The organism is Sphingobium sp. DC-2 (assembly GCF_000722555.1).
In the GTDB taxonomy this organism is placed as follows: domain Bacteria; phylum Pseudomonadota; class Alphaproteobacteria; order Sphingomonadales; family Sphingomonadaceae; genus Sphingobium; species Sphingobium quisquiliarum.
Window position 1 is genome coordinate 1 of record NZ_JNAC01000095.1, and the last position, 585, is coordinate 585.

At 66.3% G+C, this 585-nt stretch carries 1 protein-coding gene; it reads left to right on the forward strand.

Annotation, left to right across the window (positions count from 1 at the left end; genetic code table 11):
• Positions 1 to 9: 9 nt before the first annotated feature.
• Positions 10 to 585: ATP-binding protein (locus ET21_RS0118085; protein ID WP_030540765.1), on the forward strand; the 576-nt coding region annotated here is incomplete at its 3' end.

The following is a 585-nucleotide window of genomic DNA, read 5'->3' on the forward strand; positions in this document are numbered from 1 at the left end:
ATCGAGGCGATGCGCGGGCTTGGGCTCAAGGGCATGGCGGGCGCGTTCGACGATGCGGTCACCACCGGCCTTCAGCGCCAGCGCACCACGATGGAGATACTGACCGACCTTCTGCGCGCGGAAGCAACACATCGCCATGCTGCCTCGATCCGATACCGGATGGCGGCCGCCCGGCTGCCGGTCGTGAAGGATATCGATGCGTTCCGGTTCGAGGGCACGCCGATCAACGAGGGGCTGGTGCGTTCGCTGCACAGTGGCGCGTTCCTGCCCGCTCGGCGCAACATCGTCCTGGTCGGCGGCACGGGCACCGGCAAAACCCACCTGGCCATCGCCATCGCCGCCAATGTCGTTCGCTCGGGTGCGCGAGGCCGCTACTTCAACACCGTCGATCTGGTGACCCGCCTCGAAGAGGAGGCCAGGATCGGCAAGAGCGGCGCTCTCGCCGCCCAGCTATCCCGCCTCGACCTGATCGTGCTCGACGAACTGGGATATCTGCCGTTCGCCCGCTCGGGCGGCCAGTTGCTGTTCCACCTGATCAGCAAGCTCTACGAGCAGACCAGCGTCATCATCACCACCAACCTCGCG